The 22,776-nt window shown below is 40.3% G+C and carries 19 protein-coding genes; 10 read left to right on the forward strand and 9 right to left on the reverse strand.

Annotated features, from left to right (window positions below; all coding sequences use genetic code 11):
- Positions 1-23: 23 nt before the first annotated feature.
- Positions 24-2,174, reverse strand: coding sequence for an exonuclease domain-containing protein (locus QMA12_RS00110; RefSeq protein WP_290210124.1), 2,151 nt, complete (start codon positions 2,172-2,174; stop codon positions 24-26).
- Between the two features lie 420 nt (positions 2,175-2,594).
- Between QMA12_RS00110 and betI the strand changes: the two genes are divergently transcribed.
- The 5 genes from betI to QMA12_RS00135 all read left to right on the forward strand — a co-directional run bounded on the left by betI (position 2,595) and on the right by QMA12_RS00135 (position 8,389).
- Complete coding sequence (gene betI / locus QMA12_RS00115) at positions 2,595-3,185, forward strand: transcriptional regulator BetI (RefSeq protein WP_087532336.1); 591 nt, start codon at positions 2,595-2,597, stop codon at positions 3,183-3,185.
- A 1-nt stretch (position 3,186) separates the two neighbouring features.
- Positions 3,187-4,650, forward strand: a complete 1,464-nt coding sequence (gene betB / locus QMA12_RS00120) for a betaine-aldehyde dehydrogenase (protein WP_087532478.1) — start codon at positions 3,187-3,189, stop codon at positions 4,648-4,650.
- Positions 4,650-6,320 carry a choline dehydrogenase gene (betA, locus tag QMA12_RS00125; protein WP_087532335.1) on the forward strand — a complete coding sequence of 557 codons (1,671 nt, stop codon included), beginning with the start codon at positions 4,650-4,652 and terminating at the stop codon, positions 6,318-6,320. Before betB ends, betA begins: the two co-directional genes overlap by 1 nt.
- 134 nt (positions 6,321-6,454) lie before the next feature.
- Positions 6,455-7,672: a choline transporter gene (locus QMA12_RS00130; protein WP_087532334.1), complete on the forward strand. Its 1,218-nt coding sequence runs from the start codon at positions 6,455-6,457 to the stop codon at positions 7,670-7,672.
- 9 nt (positions 7,673-7,681) lie between these two features.
- Positions 7,682-8,389: a TorF family putative porin gene (locus QMA12_RS00135; RefSeq protein ID WP_290210123.1), complete on the forward strand. Its 708-nt coding sequence runs from the start codon at positions 7,682-7,684 to the stop codon at positions 8,387-8,389.
- A gap of 102 nt (positions 8,390-8,491) precedes the next feature.
- On the opposite strand, the gene QMA12_RS00140 is transcribed toward QMA12_RS00135, so the two are convergent.
- From QMA12_RS00140 to QMA12_RS00155, 4 genes are all read right to left on the reverse strand, one after another.
- A complete protein-coding gene (locus QMA12_RS00140; RefSeq protein WP_087532332.1) occupies positions 8,492-9,295 on the reverse strand; it encodes a transporter substrate-binding domain-containing protein in 804 nt (267 codons plus the stop codon).
- Positions 9,296-9,464: 169 nt separating this feature from the next.
- Entirely contained in the window at positions 9,465-10,709 is a 1,245-nt protein-coding gene (locus QMA12_RS00145) for a hypothetical protein (protein WP_087532331.1), read from the reverse strand.
- Positions 10,706-11,542, reverse strand: coding sequence for an ABC transporter ATP-binding protein (locus QMA12_RS00150; protein ID WP_087532330.1), 837 nt, complete (start codon positions 11,540-11,542; stop codon positions 10,706-10,708). Before QMA12_RS00150 ends, QMA12_RS00145 begins: the two co-directional genes overlap by 4 nt.
- Before the next feature lie 2 nt (positions 11,543-11,544).
- Positions 11,545-11,919 (reverse strand): GntR family transcriptional regulator, encoded by a 375-nt coding sequence (locus QMA12_RS00155; RefSeq protein WP_087532329.1) that lies wholly within the window; start codon positions 11,917-11,919, stop codon positions 11,545-11,547.
- Positions 11,920-12,013: 94 nt separating this feature from the next.
- Between QMA12_RS00155 and QMA12_RS00160 the strand changes: the two genes are divergently transcribed.
- From QMA12_RS00160 to QMA12_RS00170, 3 genes are read left to right on the forward strand one after another with little or no spacing between them, the layout of a single operon-like run.
- The gene (locus tag QMA12_RS00160; RefSeq protein WP_290210122.1) at positions 12,014-13,528 is read left to right on the forward strand and encodes an alpha/beta fold hydrolase; all 1,515 of its coding nucleotides are present in this window, start codon (positions 12,014-12,016) and stop codon (positions 13,526-13,528) included.
- 3 nt (positions 13,529-13,531) lie between these two features.
- Complete coding sequence (locus tag QMA12_RS00165; RefSeq protein ID WP_087532327.1) at positions 13,532-14,266, forward strand: ATP-binding cassette domain-containing protein; 735 nt, start codon at positions 13,532-13,534, stop codon at positions 14,264-14,266.
- Positions 14,263-15,408 carry an ABC transporter permease gene (locus QMA12_RS00170; RefSeq protein ID WP_290210121.1) on the forward strand — a complete coding sequence of 382 codons (1,146 nt, stop codon included), beginning with the start codon at positions 14,263-14,265 and terminating at the stop codon, positions 15,406-15,408. The genes QMA12_RS00165 and QMA12_RS00170 overlap by 4 nt, the downstream gene beginning before the upstream one ends.
- Positions 15,409-15,473: 65 nt before the next feature.
- Here QMA12_RS00170 and QMA12_RS00175 read toward each other — a convergent pair whose 3' ends face one another.
- From QMA12_RS00175 to QMA12_RS00190, 4 genes are all read right to left on the reverse strand, one after another.
- Entirely contained in the window at positions 15,474-17,846 is a 2,373-nt protein-coding gene (locus tag QMA12_RS00175) for a TonB-dependent receptor (protein ID WP_290210120.1), read from the reverse strand.
- Positions 17,847-18,051: 205 nt separating this feature from the next.
- A complete protein-coding gene (locus QMA12_RS00180; RefSeq protein WP_290210119.1) occupies positions 18,052-18,681 on the reverse strand; it encodes an SDR family oxidoreductase in 630 nt (209 codons plus the stop codon).
- 69 nt (positions 18,682-18,750) lie between these two features.
- Entirely contained in the window at positions 18,751-19,917 is a 1,167-nt protein-coding gene (locus tag QMA12_RS00185) for an MFS transporter (protein WP_290210118.1), read from the reverse strand.
- Positions 19,917-21,092 (reverse strand): MFS transporter, encoded by a 1,176-nt coding sequence (locus QMA12_RS00190; RefSeq protein ID WP_290210117.1) that lies wholly within the window; start codon positions 21,090-21,092, stop codon positions 19,917-19,919. Before QMA12_RS00190 ends, QMA12_RS00185 begins: the two co-directional genes overlap by 1 nt.
- A 105-nt stretch (positions 21,093-21,197) precedes the next feature.
- Here QMA12_RS00190 and QMA12_RS00195 point away from each other — a divergent pair, with 105 nt between their 5' ends.
- The gene (locus QMA12_RS00195) at positions 21,198-22,106 is read left to right on the forward strand and encodes a LysR family transcriptional regulator (protein ID WP_290210116.1); all 909 of its coding nucleotides are present in this window, start codon (positions 21,198-21,200) and stop codon (positions 22,104-22,106) included.
- A 167-nt stretch (positions 22,107-22,273) separates the two neighbouring features.
- On the forward strand, positions 22,274-22,747 hold the full coding sequence (locus QMA12_RS00200; RefSeq protein WP_290210142.1) for a VOC family protein: 474 nt from the start codon (positions 22,274-22,276) through the stop codon (positions 22,745-22,747).
- The last annotated feature ends 29 nt before the right edge of the window (positions 22,748-22,776 follow it).

Raw genomic sequence — 22,776 nt, forward strand, 5'->3', positions numbered from 1 at the left:
CTAACCACTATAGCTCTTTATTGCTAAGCGCTTTGTTGGATAAGTAAAAGTAGTTCGGCGGTGGCGCTAGCATCCGCTAATGCACGGTGGTGGTTAGTTAAGCTTAAGTTAAAGTACTTTGATAAGTTACCAAGCGAATACGACTTAAGCCCTGTAAAGGCTTTGCGCGATTCCACCACAGTACACAGCTTGGGCATTTTAAAGCTAATGCCCGCCATTTCACACTCTTTACGGATAAAGCCGTAATCAAAGTTGACATTGTGGGCGACAAAAATACTGCCTTGTAACTTGCTCACTAAGGTATCGGCAATTTGCTCAAAGCTAGGCGCAGATGCCACCATGGCGTCGGTGATCCCCGTTAACGATACAATAAATTTTGGAATGCGTATTTGTGGGTTAACCAGTGTTGACCAGGTTTCGATAACCTTGCCGTGCTGCATTTTAACCAGGCCAATTTCAGTGATCCTATTGCCGCCTTTTAAACTACCCGTTGTTTCGATATCGACCACACTGTAAATGCGGTTAGGATCATTAACCCAATTCACAGCTGCAATTTGTACGTTAAATCCAGATTGTTTCAGGTTATCGATGGTGGTTAGCTGATTACGCCTGAGTTTATCACCGGGTGCTTTTACCTCTTCAAAATAGACGGTGCCGTCTTTTAAAATCATTAAATCTGGGTAGCCATCTTTTAGTTCTAAAAAGCGCATAGTCATGTTTTTTAAGTGGCTTTTTAGCGCTGTGATAGGGCTATTCAAAATCAGTACTTCAAGTGGTTTTAACAGCTCACTATGCCAACGAAATAAGCCATTTGGTTGCTCAAAATAGCGCGCCGCGTTTTTGCACACATGCTTTAGTAAATCGTCAGGTGTTTGCAGTTGCGTCAGTAGTGTATTGATTTGCTGGTGTTGTAGTTGGTAAAAACTGTTAGTGCGTAATACGTGTGGAAATAAATCAAATTCATTACACGGTGGGTGAGGAGTTTCTACGTAAAGCTCATGCCAAAATACCAGGCCAAATAGACTTTGCCAAAGCGTGTTCTCTGTGTTAAATGCTTGAAAGCCTTGGTTTTCGTAATACTGTGCCACCCCTTGCTCTACATCGCCGCGATAAATCTCATCTATTTCAATTACACACTTTGTATCGGCAAGCATAGTACTTAAGCGAGAGCGGGTTTGTTTATTAAATTTGCGCATTAAGAAGTCATCGGCAAAATAGAGCAGATCATCGGTCACTGGATTTTCGACGATCTCTTCAAGCTTTGCTTTAACCCAGTCTTTATTGCCTTGACGATATTGCTCGCGTATTTGTATTTCTGTGGCTTCGGAGCTGTTTTCACAGGCATTTAAAATACTAAAGCTAATTACTGCATTTACTTTTTTAAGTTGTTGGTAGAGCCTGAGTAATAACTTGTTTTTAAGAGTTATTGCCAGCGTGCCTTGTGCTTGCTGCGCAATTACGTTGTGAGCTAAATCGTGATAGTCGTCATCAGTTTGTGCACTTTTAAATGCTAAGCGAAAGCGGTTTAACGCGTAGTTTGATTTTGCCTCATCTAAAGTATCAAAGCGCGCTAAGCTTTGATTATGGCTTTGTCTTGTTGCTCTAACGCCTAAATCACGCAGTACAAAACTATTTTGATGATTGATATCTCCACTACTTAAGCGGCCGATATATAAAAACTCAAAATACTCGTAAATATCAGCGCGATTATTAATAATAAATTGACTATATACAGGGGTTAAATACTCGAGTTTATTGGTAAAGAAATCGCAGGCTTGTGCTACTAATTGTGCTTTTGTTGCGCTTTTTTTTATATTCACTGCCGCTGTAAACGGCGCTAGTAGCTCAAGTAATGCTGGTTTTGTTAAGTGAGCGAGTAGATGCTGGTAGTCGTTATGGCTTGGGTGTGCAATAAGACCTGCGTTTTTTAACTCATCAATTGCCTGTGTCGGGCTGGGTATTTCATCATAATTAAGCGTATGTATTGCCACTAACAAAGGCTTTCGTGAAAAAATACGCGAGAGCATGCATTGGGCTTGCTCACTTAAGTTATTAACTTTTGTAATAAAATCAATGTGCTTTTGCTCTAACAAGTGTCTGCATTGAGTATTTATAAATGTAAGTAACTCATTAAAATGAGCTAAATAATATTTCGCTGGAAGCTCTTTACGCATCACTTTACCGTTTGCTGATAGCTGTATAAAAAAACAGTATCTATTGTTTGGGTAAAGTAATCAAGTGTTGTTGTTCTGTGCAAGTTGTTTGAGGATGTTGGCCATTACTTGATTATTATATTCATTAAAATTAGACATTGAGTTTCCTTATTCATTTTCTCGTTATATAAAATATTGAATCTTATACTGTGGCACAAAGCTACTACATAACATAGCTAATTTTTGCCGTTTTTACCCAGAAAATCACTCCTTTTCGGTTTTTTTCGCAACTTTTTTCTAAGCCAAGTTATAGAAGTTAATACAGTAACTTAGCGTCACATTGTTGATGTCACTTTAGAACGTTCACAGTTTGTCAACCTTGAATTATCAGTTCACTTACTCTAACCTTTATTTTTATTGAACGTTCAATTAATAAAAATTATGCCTAAAGTTGGAATGGAACCTGTCCGTCGTCAGCAGCTAATTGACGCCACTATTGAGTCGGTTGCTGAGTTTGGCCTACAGGGCACAACTATTAATAGCATTAGTAAAAAAGCAGGCTTGTCTTCGGGTATTATTAGCCACTATTTTGGTGGTAAACAAGGCTTGATAGAAGCGACTGTGCGCTATTTATTATCTAACTTAAAACGTGAGTTAATTAAACGTGTAACTACAACGACAACGCCTGAGCAAAGGTTGATTTTTATCGTTGAGGCAAACTTTGCGCGCTTACAATTGCAAAGCGATACAACAAAAACATGGTTAAGTTTTTGGGCGCAGTCAATGCATGATGCGCAATTACATCGCTTACAAAACGTTAATAGTCGCCGCCTTTTTAGTAACTTAACAAGTTCATTCAAAGCATTGATGAATGATGCAGATGCCAAACTTGCAGCAGAACTATGCGCTGCCATGATTGATGGTTTATGGTTAAGGGCTGTATTGAGTAAGTCTGACGAAGATCAATTTGAACATTGCGAGCAATTAGCCAAAGGCTATGTAAATTCACTTATCAAACAGTATGGAGCTTAATGTGACAACGCCTGTTTATCAAAATTTTATCAACGGTCATTTTTTAAAGAATCAAAGCGGCGAGACTTTCGCGGTTAAAAATCCTGCCACCGATGAAGTAATTTACCATGTAGAAGTCGCTGATGCATTTGTACAAAATGCAGCCACTGAAAGTGCAAAACAAGGTTTTGCAACGTGGTCAGCAATGACGCCTATCGAGCGTAGCCGTATTTTACTAAAAGCCGTTGAATTACTACGCGCACGCAACGATGAGTTAGCAGAAATTGAAGTACTCGATACAGGTAAGCCTTGGCAAGAAGCAGAGTGTGTTGATGTACAAACCGGCGCCGATGTTATTGAATATTTTGCAGGGCTGGCTCCTGCACAAGTTGGTCAACAGCAAATGGTCGGTGAAGATTTTTACTACACGCGCAAAGAGCCTTTAGGAATTTGTGCAGGTATTGGTGCGTGGAACTACCCACTGCAAATAGCATGTTGGAAATCAGGACCTGCGCTTGCTGCAGGTAATGCACTTATTTTTAAACCCTCTGAAGAAACCCCTCTTGGCGCAATTAAACTGGCTGAAATCTTTTTTGAAGCGGGCGTACCTGCAGGCGTGTTCAATGTTGTACAAGGTGCGGCTGAGGTTGGCCAATGGTTAACACAAAGTGATGATATCGAGAAAGTATCGTTCACTGGTGAAGTCGGCACAGGTAAAAAAGTGGTGGCTAGTGCAGCAGGTTCGCTAAAAGATGTGACTATGGAGCTTGGTGGCAAGTCGCCATTATTAGTATTTGATGATGCTGATATTTCGCAAGCGGTAAGCGCAGCTATGTTAGGTAACTTTTATACCCAGGGTGAAATTTGCACTAATTGCACACGTATTTATGTACACAAAAATGTGTACAAGCAATTTATTGATGAGCTTAAAACGCGCACTGAGCAAAACATTATTGCCGGAGACCCAATGAACCCTGAGGTAAACTTAGGTGCGCTTATTTCAAAAAATCATCATGAATTAGTGATGGGTTACATTGATAAGGGCATTAGTGAGGGCGCAACGTTACTTACTGGTGGTAAAGCACTGAAACCTGACTCTGCACCAAATGGTTATTTTGTCGCGCCTACGGTCTTCACTGATTGCACCGATGACATGACGATTGTTAAAGAAGAGATTTTTGGCCCAGTAATGAGCGTGCTGGTGTTTGATGATGAAGACGATGCAATTCGTCGTGCTAACGATACCCATTTAGGCTTAGCAGCAGGTGTATTTACCAAAGACATTAAACGGGCACACCGTGTTATTCATCAGTTACAAGCCGGTATTTGTTGGATCAACAGTTATGGCAACTCACCAGCAGAAATGCCTGTAGGGGGTTATAAGCAATCGGGTATTGGCCGTGAAAACGGTATCGAAACCCTTGAACATTATACCCAAACTAAATCAATTTATGTTGGTATGACTGATATAGAGAGTCCATTTTAATGAGTGCACAAACATATGATTACATCATAGTCGGTGCGGGCTCTGCAGGGTGTGTACTGGCGAATCGATTATCAGAAGATAGTAACAATCGCGTATTGCTATTAGAAACTGGCGGCAGTGATAAAAGCATTTTTATTAAGATGCCAACAGCGCTTTCAATTCCGATGAATACGGATAAATACGCATGGCAGTTTCATACTCAAGCGGAGCCTTATTTAGATAACCGTAAAATGCATTGCCCTCGGGGTAAAGTGTTAGGTGGCTCATCGTCAATTAATGGCATGGTGTACGTACGTGGTCATGCAAGAGATTTTGACGAATGGCAACAACATGGCGCACAAGGCTGGGATTACCAGTCATGCTTGCCGTACTTTCAAAAAGCCGAAACCTTTTATTTAGGTAAAAATGAATACCGTGGCGATAACGGCCCGCTTGGCGTTAATAACGGTAATGAAATGGCCAACCCGCTGTATAAAGCCTTTATTAATGCAGGTCAGCAGGCCGGTTATGCCGCTACTGATGATTACAATGCAGGGCAGCAGGAAGGGTTTGGGCCAATGCACATGACTGTTAAAGACGGTGTAAGAAGCTCGGCAAGTCGAGAATATTTAGACCCTATAAAGTCACGTAGCAACTTAACCGTTGTAACTGGCGCTTTAGCTGAAAAAGTATTGCTTGAAGGTAAAAAAGCCACGGGTGTTGAGTACAGTATCCATAGTCAAACTAAGCAAGTATTTGCCGCCAAAGAAGTGGTATTAAGTGCCGGGCCTATCGGCTCACCGCATTTGCTGCAGCTTTCAGGTATTGGTGATAGCGAAACACTTGCAGCTGCAGGCGTTGAAGTAAAACACCACCTACCTGGTGTCGGTCAAAACCTGCAAGATCACTTGGAATTTTATTTTCAATACAAGTGTAAGCAACCCATTACCTTAAATGGCAAATTAGGACTTATTTCTAAAGGCCTTATAGGTGCCCGCTGGTTGTTAAACCGCAGTGGCCTTGGCGCTACAAATCACTTTGAATCTTGTGCGTTTATTCGCTCAAAACCGGGTGTTGAATGGCCTGATATTCAATATCACTTTTTGCCAGCGGCAATTCGTTATGACGGTAAAAGTGCGTTTGATGGTCATGGTTTCCAAGTGCATGTTGGTCACAACAAACCAAAAAGCCGTGGCGCGGTCACGATTCAATCGGCTGATCCTAAAGTTGCACCAAAAATTCAGTTTAATTATTTACAGCATCAAGATGATATTGAAGGGTTTAGAGCATGCGTGCGTTTAACCCGTGAAATTATTGAGCAAAGCGCGTTTGATGACTATCGCGATGATGAAATTCAGCCGGGTAAAGATATTCAAACCGATGAGCAAATAGATGCCTTTGTGCGCCAAGCAGTAGAAAGTGCTTATCACCCTTCATGTTCTTGCAAGATGGGTGAAGATGAGCTGGCTGTGGTTAATTCAAATACTCAAGTACATGGTATTGAAGGGCTGCGAGTGGTTGATTCATCTATTTTCCCTACAGTGCCAAACGGTAATTTAAATGCGCCAACCATTATGGTGGCAGAAAAAGCGGCTGACTTAATTTTAGGTAAGCCACCACTTAGTAAATCGCATGCAGCGGTTGTCATGGAACCAAAATGGCAAACAAAGCAGCGTAGCTCGGAGATATAACTCGGCCACCCGCAGCAGTTTTTTGCTGTGGGGCTTGCAGTGGCGCGCATCATGAGTTGTTTGTGGTGCGTTAATGCGGGGCTAAAAACACGGAGAAAAAATGACGTATTATCATTTATTTTGGGGAGGAAATTATGACCTTATGGCTTAGTGCTGGCATTATTTTTACCCTATTAGCAATTATTGCAATATTAGTAAAATGGGGGAATGTTCAATGTGTAGGCGTTACACCGGTTAGAACATTTACCTTTATTGCAATCTTATTTACATCAGGCTTAGACGTTGGCTTGATTATGTTTCCACTGACTGAGTTTGCAGGTTATGCAGACATAAAAGCAAGCCCAGAGTATGCGTTTGCCAATCCATTAGCTATAGAGTTTGGGTATTGGGGCTTTCTGATCTGGGGATTTTATTTCCTTACGTGCTTTTATTTCTGTGTAATAGAACCCAAAGTGAAGTTTTTCGAAATTCCGTGGGTTAAATTAATCAATAATGTGGTAATTATTGGTACTTGTGCATTTACTGCTTTTTTATTGCTGTCTAACTTACCTTGGTATTTACCGGGCTTAGGTGATGGCGAGTCGATTATTCCTTCGTTTTATCTGATTGTTTTTGCCGCAATTTGTTTTGCCGTGTATTCAAGCACCGATATTAAGTACGTGCGTTTTTTAAGTATTTCGACGACTTGGTTATTTATTGGTTTGATTGCTTTTATGTGGCTTGGCGCGTACATGGGTGAAAACGGACAGGTTTCTGACTTTACAAATAATATTGCCTTAATCGGAAATTATTTTGGCAATATCAATGAGTTTGTTTTACCGCTTAATGATTATCATGAGTTTTACTTATTTTGGTGGTTTGCTTGGAGTATCATGATTGGCCAGTTTACCTCACGTTTTGTCGGTGGATTAAAGACCTATCAAGTGCTTGGCGCGATGTTAATTTTCCCTTCAATCCCAATAGCCATTTGGTTTAGCGTGCTTTATCAATATCACGAAGCGGGTATACCAACGCAAGGAATTAAAAATATTGCCATGGTGTTCGTCGGGGTTGTATTTGTCATTAACTCACTGGATTCACTGATCCGTTTGTACACTGACAATCTAAATATGACTGTTAAGCGCTTAGGTAAATTTAACTATATTGCACTTAATGTCGTGGCGCTTTCGTTGCTAACTCTACTATTTAAACTAAACTTTTTACAAATACAATGGGTTGGGGCGCTGGTAATTGGCTTGTTCTTTGGTTGTGCTGCATTTATCGCTTATAGCAAATTTAAAACAGTAAGCAACATCGATAGTTCGCCAAAAGATAACAAAATTGACTACACCAAAATTGAATCAGTAAGCTAAGGAATTAACATGACCACACAAAAAACATTACTAGCAGTAGTACTCCCATTCGCTCTTTTTTCAACTTCTGCATTAGCTGACTGGTCAACGACCATCACCGGCGTATCGGATTATACCTTTAATGGGGTGAGCCAAACTCAAAATGATCCGGCTATTCAAGGCAGCCTTGACTATTCATTTGCTGACTCAGGTATGTACGCAGGTACGTGGGCGTCAAACGTGGATTTTGGTGATGATACCAACATTGAGTGGGATGCTTACTTTGGTAAATATGTGCAAATAAACGATGCACTGAGCGTTGATTATGGTTTAGCGTATTACAGCTATCATGGACAGAGCAATTCAAGCGATGGTAATTATTTTGAAGCTTATACTAAATTTGGTTATGCCAGCGATTTAGGCCAAACAGAGCTTAATTTTTGGTACAGCTGGGATTATTTTGGTACAGGGGCTGGGCATGTGATTTCTATGGTTGCACACACCATAGAACTTGCGCCTAATCATGCATTACGTGCCAGTTTTGATATCTCGAATTCACTCGATGGTGACAAACATACTTGGGATGGAAACGGTAAATCATATAATCACTATCGCCTTGCATATCAAACCAGTTTAGCGGGTTTTGATATTGAGGTCGCGGGCGAGAACACTAGCTTAGATTGGGATACTGCAGATGAGCGTATTGTACTATCTGTAGGGCGTACTTTCTCCCTTTAAGTGCTTTTTATTATTTTGTTTAAGCACCAAAACGGCCATTAATAATGGCCGTTTTTTTATGCGTTACTTTCTAAGCTTGGTTGTAACAAATAATAATGAATATTACTTGGTAATATGCAAAGGTAAATAATCACCTTGTTCTAACCCTTTAAAATAGGCTTGATAGCGCCCGTCTTGCTTAAACTGTGCTAAGTGTATATTGAATATTTGTAATAGCTTTTCACTTTGTTCTACCTTATTCGGAAATAGTAAAAAACTGGTGTTAATGAGCAAAGGCTTAGAATGATGAGTGATATCTTTGATGAGCTCTGGGGCTTGACTATTAAGGGTGTGGTAGCCTACGCTTATTTCTTCAGCGAAAACATCAATGCGACCAATTGCTAAACGACGGAAGTTTTGTTCTGTTGTGCCGACACGTGATAATGCGAAAACAGCGTTTTCAATTGCTTGATCAAAAGCAGCGCCATAACTGTAACTGAGGCCACCACCAATAATTAGCCCTTTAAGATCAGCTATACTCTGCCAATCAAAATGATTTTTTTGTTGATAAAAAAAGACAAATCTTTCGTTTAATACGACATCGCTATAATAGTAAGCATTCTCTCTTTCTTTGCTGTGCATCCATACTGCTGTTGCATCATACTTACCGGTATTTGTGTCGTGATAAGCTCGACCCCAAGGCAAGAAGGTAAAGTTTACCTGCATACCCGCTTCAGCGAAGATATCACGAATAAGGTGAGCAACAACACCTTGATGGGGCAGAGATTCACTTAAAAAAGGTGGCCATTCACCTGCACTTATATTGATGGTTTTTAAGTTTGAGTTTGCTACGATTGGCACTGCTAGTAATGGGCTAGTAAAGCAATATAGTATGCAAAAGATGAATACTTTTTTTATTATAAGCATACGTAACCTCTTTGCTAAAATATTGAACTACTTTATGGTAGTTATTTAAATTAATTTGATAATACCCTAGCAAATTTTCAAAAGCGAACTAAAGATGAGCGCCTTATAACCTAAAGTACTTTACCCTCAAGGCCATATTCGTATGCATTACTTCCTTGGCGCCATCCGTTTACATATATCTGACAGTAGCTCTATTTAGTCCCACCATAAATAATGTATACACTGCCATTCCCCCAAGTTTTATTAAACTGTCACCATGGTCAAACATATAGATTGCTAAGCCCATGCTTAACCCAAAAGATAAACATAAGAATAGACTAAGTAAGTTTATATTTTTGCATACATTACCAACAGTAAAACTGAGTAATAACCCTGCGGAGCAAGCCAATGAGTAACTTAATATATTAAATATTAAAAATGTTGAGTTAGCTAAGCTGAGCGCTGAAGCCGTCACAAAACATAAGCTCATCACCAGTAACGCTAGTTTTAAAACGCTGTTACTAAGGGCAACTTTCGCGCTGTAACTACAATTATAAATGGGTAGCGTAAATAACAGCTCCCATGAGTTTTGCTTTTGTATTTTGCTCCATAAACTTAATGTAACAATTGCGAATAAAATCAGTGTTAACACAAAAATGACATGCTCAGAGATGTTATAAAATAAGTTCACTATTACACCTAGCGTACATACAAACATAAGTAAAATAAGGTACTGAGAGAGCCCTGAGCCAACAAAATAACTAAGAGGGAATAGCCCTTTATTAATAGGGCTGCCGTAATTTGATAAAAAGCCACTGGGAATAGGAGACCAACCTGATTGTAAACCATTATGATAATTTATTAATGCGTCAGGGCGCCATGTATAGGCAGATGAAAAGTTATTATGTAATAACGCAATAGCAATAAAAGCAATGACGTTAACGGGGATCAGCCAAGCAGGAAGTTGCTCTATAAGGACACATATTAAGGTCGCAATAAAAAAGCTAAAATAGCATACTGGGGTAAATAAGTGGCTGAATGAGCGATTTAAAAACCAGATAATAATGCCAATAAGATTGGCCACTGTGAGGGTTGCTAATAGATTAATATTGCCAGCAATTATGATACTCAACAGAGCAACTAAGTTACTCAATATTATGAATACCTTACCTTGAAACATTACATGTTTACGATAACCAATAACCAAGCTTTGCCATTCAGTAGCTTGCATTTTGATGCTTTGCCAAGCTATCGCGCTGTACATACAAATAATTGAAAACATGATCATTAATGTAATAAGCTCTTCAATACCAGTAGCTATAAGGCACAGCAAAGACGTGATAGTTGCCCCGATAAAATAACTGGCAGAACCTACATCTTTTAACCAAAAGTTGACCGCTCCTTGATACCAAGGGCGTTTACTGACTTGCATCATCCATGTAGCTCCACAAACAACTGCTCTAAAGATAGTGTATTGATTGCTAAAGCATCTGGAATAACTTCACCCGTATAACCATAAATGATGGCACAGTTTTGCTGTTGGTTAAGTACCTTGTATGCACTAAGATCTATCGTCGATGCTTTAAAGTTGATTTTTCTAACGGTGTCGCGAATGACATCTAGTTCGTCAAGTAACAATAGTTCGCCTTGCTTTATCAGCGCAATGTGGCTAGCGACGCGCTCTATGTCTGAGGTGATATGTGATGAAAATAAAATTCCAGATCCCGAATCGAGTGCTAAATCGAACAGATCACTCATAAATTCTCGCCGAGCAATAGGGTCTAAACTTGCTACCGGCTCATCCAAAATAAGCAACTGAGGTCTATAAGCCATGGCCATAATAAGGGCGAGGGTCTGACGCTGACCTATCGAGAGATCATTAACCGCACTGTTGCTATTTAATTCGAAGCGGGCGAGCCATTTTGCCTCTAATTGCATATCCCAATTAGGGTAAAAACTACGATGTAATGCTAACGCGTCTGCAATTTTAAAGCCTTCATAACCAAATGTTTGCTGTGCGACATAACCAATTTTTTCTTTATTGCTGGCACTTAATTGATGGCTTAATTCACCTAATACGTTTACCTCACCTTGGTCTGGATTTATTAAACCCAGCGCGCTACGTAATAAGGTTGTTTTACCTGCGCCATTTTTACCTAATAAACCTATCACCATGCCAGCCTCAACGCTTAGGTTTATGTTTTTTAATACAAGGCGTTGATTGTATTTTTTTGAGACGTTTTTATAGCTAAGAAGTGGTTGTGTCATTGTTATAATTCCCACCGTTTCTTTATTAGTTCGGATATTGTTGATTGCGGTACATCAAGCTGTTTTGCTTGCTGAATAAGTTGATCAATAGCTTTAAAAAGTAGTGTTTCTTGCTGATCAGTTTGCTGTACTGTTTTTTGTGCCACTTTGGTTGCTTGACCGCGACGGCGCTCAAGCCAACCTTGGTCGACTAACTGGCCTATCGCTCTTGAAACAGTCATTGGGTTAACAGCAAAGTGGTCGGCTATTTTTCGCACCGAAGGAAGCTCATCTCCTGCAGACAATTGCCCACCCACAATTAAGCGCACAACTTGCTCGTGCAATTGTTTGTAAATTGGATCGCCACTATTAGGGTTGACATTAATAAATTCTAGCATTACTCTTTCTCTACTGTATTAATACATTAATACACCGATACACTAAGTAATAAGTTATCACATTAAGTGTAAAATGCAAATAAAGGAAAGAGTGATGAAAAGTACATCAGAGTATCGTAATAGGCTGATAAAATTAGCTATTTTACCTTTTTTAATCGTGAACTCAGCAATTTCACAGGGACAAGAAAACGATAATAACCCTGTAGAATTAACACCATGTTACATGGAAGGCCTATCAGATAGATTAATGTGCGGCAGTATTGCTCAGCCTTTATCAGATAATCCAGCCGATGGTGAAATTGATATTCATTTTGCTGTTATACCAGCAATAAAACCAAGTAACCCCGAAGAGGCTGTGTTGGGTTTTGCTGGTGGACCTGGTCAAGGAGCGGTTGATTTAGCGCAAGTGTTTAATCGTAATTTACGCTTTGCCCGTGAAACACGCGACATTGTACTTGTGGATCAGCGCGGTACCGGTTATTCAAAGCAGCTGCAATGTGACAGCGATGATTTAAAAACACAGTTCGCATTTAATGATGCCATCACTGATTTACAAACCATGAGTAAGCAAGACACCGAGCAATGTAAAGCGAAGCTCAATGTTGATTTAAGCCACTTTACTACCTCAGCTGCGGCAAAAGACTTTGAAGCTGTACGTGTTGCTCTAGGCTATAAAGGCTTTCATTTATACGGGGTGTCATACGGTACACGTATAGCGCAAGAATACACCCGCCAATTTCCTGCTTCTGTTATAACAAGCACCTTAGATGGTGTAGTGCCAATGCAACAAAGTTTTGCTGCAATCGGCGAGGCAATAGACGCCTCATTGCAGGCTTTGTTTGAACGTTGTGAGAGTGATGCCGCCTGTAATGAGCAGTTCCCACGTTTGGAAATACGTTTTAATGAGTTTCTGGCTAGACTTGAGCAACAACCCATAGAGGCGCAAGTCAGGCACCCCCGCACTCATGAAATGATCCCTTTTACTGTTACTAAAATGAAATTTTACAGTGCCATTCGTTTAGCGCTTTACAGTCACACAACCCGCTCAATTGTGCCTTTAGTGATTACCAAAGCGGCTCAAGATGATTTTTCCCCATTGGCAGGTTTAATGGCAAACGCAGATTTAACTCAATCGCTCGCAATGGGCATGCATAACGCCGTTGTGTGCTCAGAAGATTGGCCCCAATTGACGCCTCAACTGCGCACTAAATACAGCAGTACATACATGGGTAAAACCATGATTGAAGGCCTTGATATTGTGTGTCCAATTTTAGAGGTTAAGCCTGCCGATAAAGCATTTTATAAACCATTAAAAAGTGATAAACCAACACTGTTGTTATCTGGGGCGCGCGATCCGGCAACACCACCAAGCTGGGCCGAATTGGCAATGACAAATATGGCAGATGCAACACACCTTGTTGCCCCAACAGCTACACATGGCATTGGTTCGCAAACGTGTGCACCAAAGATTATCGCCCAATTTATAGAGCAAAAATCGATGCAAGATATTGATACTTATTGCATCAAAGATAAAAACGACAAGCCGTTTTTTATGAATATTAATGGGGTTGCAAACACTCATTTAACACCGGCAACGAACAAGGAGTAAGTTATGATTAATGTATCGAATTTGACCAAAAAGATTGGCGATGTTAACGCACTCAACGGATTAAGTTTTAGCGCCGAAAATGGCAAAATCACTGGCTTGCTAGGCCCTAATGGTGCCGGTAAAACCACCTGTTTACGCACCGTTTTTGGCTTATTAAAAGCAGACAGCGGATTTGCTGAAATTGACGGTATTGATGTTGCAAAGCAGCCCATGCAAGCAAAACAAAACTTAGGACTATTTCCTGATCCATGTGGCTTGTATGAGCGACTTACGCCGCGGGAGTATATTAGCTTTTTTGCTCAGCTGAGTGGTCTTAGTGCTGCGCAAGCCGAGGAAGCCACTACACAAGTAATTGATAAATTAAGTATGAATGATATTGCCGATCGCCGTTGCCAAGGTTTTTCGCAAGGCCAAAGAATGAAAACGGCATTAGCACAAGCCGTTGTTCATAACCCAACAAACGTTATTTTGGATGAACCAACGCGCGGCCTCGATGTAATGAGCACACGTATTCTAAGAGAGCTGTTATTGCTACTTAAAGCGCAAGGGCATTGTGTTTTGTTTTCATCGCATGTGATGCAAGAAGTCGCGGCTTTGTGCGACCACGTCGTTATTATGGCAAAAGGGCAGGTAATTGCTCAGGGCTCCATAGAGCAGCTGTGTGAGCAAGCAGGTAAAGATACATTAGAAGAAGCATTTATTGCGTTAATAGGTAGCGATGAGGGGATTGCAGCATGATCAATATAATAAAAGTACTGTTTAAAAAAGAAGTCATGGATGCAAGTCGTGACAAACGCTCTGTTATGGCAGGACTTTATTATGCGATTGGTGCGCCGATTGGTATGTGCTTGCTGATGAGTATTTTACTACAGCAATTAGCTTCTCCTGAAGCGCTTAAAATTACCATTGAAAATGCCAGTAATGTACCGGGTTTAGTCGCTCATTTAGCCAGTAGTGATATTAAAATGGCGGATGATAAAAACGATCCGCTACTTAAACCGATTACGCTGTCTATTAGTGATGACTATAAGCAAAATCTGAGTGAGGGTCGCCCAGCTACAGTGACGCTTATCGCTGATAAGTCAGATGATAAACTGGGTAAACATATTAATCGCGTTGAAAAAGCGATGGCCGTTTATGGCTCAGAGATTGCCAGTTTACGCTTGGTATCTCGCGGTATAGATCCAAACCTAATGCGTGCACTCGCGATTGAAGTCAATGATCAAGCAACCCCTGATTCTAAAGGTGGGATGATCTTAGGGTTCGTAGTTCTCACTATTATTCTAACTTTATTTTATGCGGCAATGAGCTTAGCCATTGATACCAGTGCGGGCGAACGAGAGCGTAACTCTTTAAGTTTATTGTTAAGCCACCCGTTAAGTAGCTTGCATATAGTACTAGCCAAAGTGGGCGCAATAGCGGCGTTTTCAATGTTAGGTTTGATTGTTATTTTGGTTGTGTCTAAAGTGGTTTACCCTATGGTTGCATGGGAGCAATTAGGGTTTAGCATAACGATTACACCAGAGTTTATGCTGTTTTGTATTGCGATATGTTTGCCGATTGCTTTGATGTCGTCAAGCTTGCAAGTGTTTGTCTCTTTTATGGCAAAATCGTTTAAAGAAGCGCAATCTTACGTCACCATGGTGTTATTTATTCCAATGGCATTAAGTATGATCACAACCTATGACATTGCGACGGATGTTATGCAATGGCTGCCTATAGCCGCGCAGCAATTTGCATTAATGGAATTTATAAAAGGTAATCCTATTCCAGTTCCGCAGTTATTGTTATCAACACTCATTACACTGATATTATGTGCCGTATTTAGCTTTTTAAGTGCAAGAATGCTGAAAAGTGAAAAGGTGGTATTTGGTTTATAAAGAGTAATGACTAAAAAAGCGGCCAGTTGGCCGCTTTTAAGTATGTCGTTTTTAAATCGCTTCGCTTAGAAGTAAGCAGTTACGCCAACCCAAAAGTTACGACCTTTATCTTTAACGTTGTAGTCATCAGTAAAGCTTACTTCGCTTACTACACCACGGCCTGTTAAGTATTCGTATTGACCATCATTGTTTAAATCAGTGTAGCTTGTGCTATACGATGTAAAGTCTTCATCAAGCAAGTTGTTAACGCGGGCATTTATTTGCACGTACTCATTAACGTAAAACTGTGCACCTAAATTAAATAGGTTATAGTTTTTGTAATAAAGCGCTTGGTCGTGCACGTTATCCCAACCACGGTAACGGTCTGAGCGGTATACACCTTGTAAGTATACTTCCATAAAGTCAGTGGCTTCCCAGTTCAGGGTTATGTTAGCCATGTGCTCAGCGCTATTTGTTAATGGTTGACCTTCTTCTGAGCCACTTTGTTGTTCGCTATCAGTCCACGTGTAGTTACCATTTAATGAAATTGTTTCAGAGATTACATATTGACCCGCAATTTCAATACCTTGTAAATCAACTTCATCGATATTGATTTTTTGACTGTAGCTTTGGTATCCAAGTTGATCATATTGGCCTAAATTAACACAAGGGCGAACATCGTTGGTTTGCTCACAGCTAAAAATCGTATCACCACGGGCGATTTTGTCTTCAAACTTGGTGTTGTAATAGGTGATGTTAAAGTTATGCGCACCTTCTAATGAATTCCAATATAAAGCAATTTCAGAGTTCACACTGGTTTCAGGCTCAAGCTCTGGATTACCAGCAAATGGGCTAGTGCCTTGACCGCCAAAGCCTGTGATCCCATCGTATAAATCAGTTGTTTTTGGTGTTTTGTATCCTGTGCTGATACCACCTTTGACAGTCCACGCGTTATTAACGTTATACACACCGTATAAGCGTGGTGACACTTGGCTACCAAACACGTCGTGATCATCAAAACGAGCACCGGCTGTAAGCGTGAAGCTGTCGGTCATCATCCAGTTGTCTTCAGCAAAAAGAGAGTACATGTTTTGCTCTTGGATTTTACCCGATTCATTGCTTTCTAGTCCAAACACACCGTCTTTTAGTTCACCATCAATTAATTGACCACCAACCACAAAGTTGTGATCGCCTAATGCGCCGCTGTATGGGATATCAAAGCGAAGATCATATGTATATTGGCTACTTTCAAGTGGACGAACAGGGCGTGGTAAAAACGTTTCTTCAGCAAGGTCTTTGCGTGTTTGCTCGTTCATATTGGCGTATTCGCCTGTACCATCATACATTTCTTGTAATTTCAGTCGCTCAGCAACACTTAATGGTAAAGTTCTACCATTGTTTTGCGTATCTACATAAGAGACTGATGCTTTTACTGTGGCCCAATCAAGTTCACCATCGTAACTAAGTGACCACCATTGGCGGTCAAATTTTTGGTCCGCAGCATAACCAGCACGAGGGCTAACTTGGCCACCGCGGCTTGCCCAGATAGATTCAATGTTGTCTTTTGTACCAAGAGGGTAAGTGATTGTGCCTGATTCAATATCATAGCTTGGTGTATTATCATACACTTGGCTTGAGTTATCATAATCAAAACTTAAATGATGATTTTCAAACGGTGAGTAATTAATCGTAAATCCAAACTGCTCATTGGTATTATCAACAGTACGGCCACCGCTACCAAAACCGAGTGAGCGTAAATGTACTTCACCATTAGGGTCTGTTGCAGGTTCAAAGCTGGGTGATGAAGCTTGTTGCTCGTAAATACTGCCACGCACGCCTAAACTAAGTACATCTTTGATCAATGGTCCAGAAACGTTAAAGTCAGTGGTGATATCGTCACCAAAACTATCACCTTGCTGTAATGAACGGCTAAATGAGACTGCGCCACCCCAATCAGCCATGTGCTTTTTAGTGATGATATTGATAACGCCACCGAGTGCATCAGCACCATATAGGGTCGAAGCTGGACCACGAATAACTTCTACACGCTCAATAGCATCAACAGGGGGGACGTGATTAAAGGCATTACCGCCAAAGTTATTAGGGTAAATATCACCATGGTTATTTTGACGTTTTCCATCAATGAGCAATAAAGTGTATTCGCCAGTTAGGCCTCGCATGCTGACACTGCCTTGACCGGTTTTATCTCGAGTTGTACCTATATCAATACCTTCTAGGTATTGCACAGCATCTAATACGGATGTGAAAGCATGAGACTTAATGTCTTCATTAGTAATGATAGAGATACTCGCAGGTGCTTCAGTGACTTTCTGTTCAAAGCCGGTTGCTGTAACAACCATACGTTCCATGTTTTTTTCGGGGATTTTTTCATCAGCGTGAACAGAAAAGTTAGCAGCCACAGCAAGTGCGATTAAACTAGGTTTTACTAGGTATGACATTGATTTCATCTCTTTATTATTTTACAACAATTAGGTACAACGGCGGGTATGATACAGAAGGTAGAAATCTAATCAAGAACTATTTCTATTTGTATTGGTTTTTTTCTATTATAAACAGGTAAACTTAAGTGTTATTTTAGGGGCATAAGTAAAGTGAGTTGTAAGTCTTGAAATAGCGACCCTATTAGGGTCGCTAGCTGATATTTTATAGTACTGAAATAGATTTATCACCGTCAAATAATTCAAAAACTTTATTGTCAGAAAAAGTTTTTGTTGCAATATGAACCAAGGTATTAGCAACATTTTCACGGCTAATTTTTGCGTCACTTCTGTCGCTGGGGCGCTCAGAGCTTATCTTCATGGATGCACTTTCGTCAGTAAGCGCACCAGGTCTTACTATCGTGTAATTTAAGTCGCTTAGCTTTAAATGCTCATCAGCCATATGCTTTGCAACTAAATAAGGTTTTAACTCACTTTCAATAGCATCGGGATCATCTGCACCAATCGAACTGACCATGATAAAGTGTTTTATATCATGGCCTTTTGCATAGTTTACCGCTTTAGTAGCGGCCCATAAATCGATTAAAATCGTTTTATCAGCGCCTGTATTTCCACCAGAGCCTGCTGCAAATATTACTTGGTCACAGTCTTCAAAGGCTTGGCTAAAATCACCTTCAAGATCTTGTTCAACAATAGTGAGAAAAGAGCCACTTAAATCACTTAATTTGCTTTTATCTCGAACAAGCGCAACTACCTGCTGTTGTTGAGATAGTAATAACTTCGTGGTCATTTTTCCTATTTGACCACTGGCGCCGATTATTAAAGTTTTGCTCATAATTAACTCCTTCTGATTAAATTTATCACCTACAAGAGACCTTGGGGGTTAAATTGCTTTTTAAAGTCTTTAATGTAAATTAATTACGTTTTTATCTTTTTTGATAAAGAGTTCACGACCCAATAATACCGCGGCGATAAAACCGGCCAGCAACATGTATGAGATAAAGATAGTGCTAGTCTCACTATTTAAAAACTCGAGAAATGACGTTAAAAACTGTCCTGAAAAAACGGCCATAGTAAAATAAGATAAATTACGACCTCTGACTGAAGCAGGGCTTTTTTGTACTGTTAGGTAATTGAGTAACGGAATACTGAAGCCAAAGCCAATACCCATTAAAATAGCGCCTGCCACTAAAAGCGGTAACCCCGTTGCGTAGCTAAAAGCAAAATATGCAAGGGCATAACTAATAAACGCCAGAGCAAGTAATTTGATTTCGCCGATCCGTTGCTCAATTTTAGGTATTGAATGGGCAGTAATGACTGCAATTAAAGATATAAAGGCTAACACATAGCCGATTATTTTCTCATTGTACCCTTGGCCTGCCATACTTTTTGGTAACAAAATAAATGCAGAGAAGAATGTAACCATTGCCAGTAAAGTAACTAGGTACACGCCAAATAACGATAAACCGTTGCGAGATACTTCAGCCGGTGTATCTATTTCAATAGACTCAGTTGACTTTGGCGGCTGTCTTGGCACCCACAATAGCAACATAGCTAAAAACACCCATGCGAACAAATAAAGGGTTAGTGGTAACCCCCAGTGTGATGCTGCAAATTGGCCACCAAGAAACAAAAATACTACGCCGCCAAGCTCAATAGCCATCCCTTGTTTAGCAATCATCGCCAAGCGTTGTTTTTCTTGATACCACTGTGAAATTAATACTGTGCCACTGGCCATAACAACGGCTGTGGTGGCACCAAGGAAAATTCGGTTTATAAAAACCAGTTCTGGTCCGTAAAGCCAAAATACAGCAGCACCCACGCCACCATATAAAATTAAGCCAATGACTAAACTTGGGTATGCGCCATACTTATCAATCAACTTACCGGCAAAGGGCGCAAATAATATGGCTCCTAGTGAGGGGAGGGTTATCAACCATGATGAATGCTCAGCTACGCCAAGAGCATGGGCAATATTTAATAAGCCAGGGGCAACGACCGAGCCGACCATAATCGTTAAGCTGGCGATACAAAGTAGGCTGAAGCCGCCAAGGCTAGAAAGTTTATTCATTATAACTCCTGTTGTTTAGGTGCAAAGTAGTTAAACGTTAAGGCAAGTAATACAAAGCCAATACTTAAGCAGGCAACACCTGGCCATGCATAATATTGATATGCTTTAACACTAGCCAGTGAGCCGAGTGCACCACCTAGGTAGTAGCCGAGCATATAGACTCCGTTTATCCGGCTTTGCGAGTTTGGGTCTATTGAAAAAACTCGTACTTGATTGGCGACTTGTGCACTAAATACACCAAAATCAATTAAGATAATTCCTATGATCAGCGCGGTTAAACTATTTGCATACACCCCAGTTATTATGAAACCAATTGCAATGATAAATAATGCAATTTTTACCAATGATTTAGAGCCTAATTTGTTCACCCATTTACCGGATGATTTTGCCCCTATGACGCCTGCTAAAGCAATAACACCGAATAACCCCGCTTGCTGCGCATTATAATTAAATGGCGCATGACTAACATGAATTGCAAGCGTTGCCCAAAGTGCGTTAAAAGCAGCAAACCAACTGGCTCCTGCAAAGGTAAATATTTGTAATGACCTGTGTTTTTTAAAAAGGACGAATGTGCTTTTAAGCAGCTGGGTGTATTTTAAGTTTGTATGAGCTGTATTGTGAGGCAGTGCTTTATAAAGCAATAAGCCAAATATGGTAGCTAATAAGGCAGACATCACAAATACAGCGCGCCAGCCGAAGTATTCAGCAACTGAGCCGCTAAGGGTTCTTGATAATAAAATACCCACAGTAAGGCCCATCATTAGGGTGCCTAGCGTTGCCCCTTTTTCTTTTGGTGTGACTAAAGATGCTGCAAATGGGATAAGCTGCTGGGTAATATTAGCGCTTAAACCTATAAAGAACACGCCTATGAGTAAGACTGTTAAGTTTGGTGCTGTCACGGCGAGTAGAGAAGATAAAACAAGTAAAATAGAGAGTATAGCAATAAGGCGTTTTCTCGGGACTGAGTCACCTAATGGCGATATAAATAATAACGCCGCGGCATAGCCAAATTGAGTTAACGCGATAACACTGCCGGTCTTTGTATTTGTTAAACCAAACTCTTGCGCTATTAATGGCAATATGGGTTGGCTGTAATATAAGTTAGCTGCTGTAGCCGCAATAGCGGCGGTCATCAAAAATAACAATCGTTTGCTGATAGTGGGCGTCGTAGTCATCTTGGTCTTATCTTTAGTAAGTGTAGTACTAGGATAAAATGCATTCGACTATAATAAAAATGATGTTATTTTATAGAATCTATAACAAATTCGTATGGGTGATGTGTGGATCTAAAAATACTAAGAAGTTTTGTCAGTGTGGCAACTCATAAGAGCTTCTCTGCTGCTGCGCGTGAACTACATACAGTTCAGCCTGCAATTAGTCGCCATATTGGAATGCTTGAGGCTGATTTACACGTTACACTGTTTGTTCGTAACTCTCGGGAAGTAAATATAACAAGTGCTGGGGAACAGTTATTAAAAGATGCAAAACATATTTTGGCATTAACTGAGCAAGCTAAAAGCCAAGTAAAACAAGCACAAAATGGACAAGTTGGCACGTTAAGAATCGGCTATTTAAGCTCGGCATGCTTAAGTTTTATGGCAAGTTTAGTTAGAGAATACAAGCATCAATACCCAAATGTGCACGTGAGTTTATTTGAGATGACCGCTTCAGATCAAGTTTCAGCATTTAAGGATGATTTAATTGATATTGGGTTTTCTAGGCCGTTACCTCAAGAAGTCGTTGAGGGGTTTACAAGTCATGAAATTTATACTGATCGGCTGGTGGCTGTGGTGCCTAAGTATCATCCTCTTTGGCAAAATGAAGAAGCCCAGCTACAGCAATTAAGTAATGATAAGTTCATTTTATTTAATAGAGAAGAAGCGGTTGGCTTATTCGATGATGTAATTAGTTTGTGTAAAAGAGCAGAGTTTTCGCCAAACATTGTCAGTCAACCAAGGCATATGCAAACCTTATTAACAGAAGTTTCAGCAGGGCTTGGTATCGCAATAGCCCCATATTGTATTCGCAAGTTATTCCACGAAGGGTGTTACTTTTTACAGTTATCAGATATAGAAAAAGCCATTCCAACTCAGTTACAGTTTAAAAATACACAGCTAAGTGCAACGGTTGCTGAATTTGTAAGTATCACCTTAAAGAACAAGGCCGTGATCAAAAAGAACATGGAATAATAGTGAAGGTGCCTTTAGCCAAGAGGAAACCATTCAATTATTTTTTTGCTGCGAGTTTATTTGGCTTTTGTTTTAGTTTATCTAAAGAGCTATTCATACAATTGAATAGCTGACTTTATCGTTTTTTTGACTATGCTTATAGAAAGTATTAATTAATGGAGACAATGATGGCCGTTTCAGCGATACCAAAAGGTTACCATGCCGTGACCCCTTATTTAATTATTGATGGGGCGGCAAAAGCAATTGATTTTTATTGTAAAGCGTTGGGGGCACAGTTGATTATGCAAATGCCTTTGCCTGATGGTGGTATTGCTCACGCGGAAATTAAAATTGGCGATTCTCACATTATGTTGTCAGATACGTGCCCAGAAGCACACTTTAAAAGTCCCCATGAATTAGGTGGCACACCGGTCAGTTTAATGTTGTATGTTGAAGATGTTGATACCGTTTTTAAACTCGCTATTAGTTTAGGTGCGACAGAAGTACGCCCGCTACATGATCAGTTTTACGGTGATAGAGCGGGTACTTTACAAGATCCATTTGGACATGTATGGACGATAGGCACTCATAAAGAAGATTTGACTGATGAGGAGATAAACCAACGGATGGTTGACCTTATGAGTAAAGAGCAAGATGCATAGCAACAATGTCCTATAAAAGCCAGCAATGC

This window comes from Pseudoalteromonas sp. APC 3893 (assembly GCF_030408095.1).
Lineage (GTDB): Bacteria > Pseudomonadota > Gammaproteobacteria > Enterobacterales > Alteromonadaceae > Pseudoalteromonas.